Source organism: Streptomyces megasporus (assembly GCF_000718985.1).
Taxonomy (GTDB): domain Bacteria; phylum Actinomycetota; class Actinomycetes; order Streptomycetales; family Streptomycetaceae; genus Streptomyces; species Streptomyces megasporus.
Genome location: NZ_JODL01000194.1, coordinates 1 through 201, shown reverse-complemented (window position 1 = coordinate 201; position 201 = coordinate 1). Strand labels below are relative to the sequence as shown.

Annotated in this window: 1 protein-coding gene; it reads left to right on the top strand. The window is 67.2% G+C overall.

Annotated elements, in window-relative coordinates:
* The coding region (locus IF47_RS0127330; protein WP_037733466.1) for an ATP/GTP-binding protein at window positions 1-201 on the top strand (201 nt) is incomplete at both ends.

Genomic DNA, 201 nt, shown 5'->3' with positions numbered 1-201 from the left:
GACGACCTTCGTGGGCGCCGTGTCGGAGATCAACCCGCTGCGCACCGAGGCCGTGATGACCGCCGCGTCGGCGGGGATCGACGATCTGACCCACACGGCGGACAAGACCACGACGACCGTGGCGATGGACTTCGGCCGGATCACGTTGGACCAGGACCTGATCCTGTATCTGTTCGGCACGCCCGGGCAGGACCGGTTCTG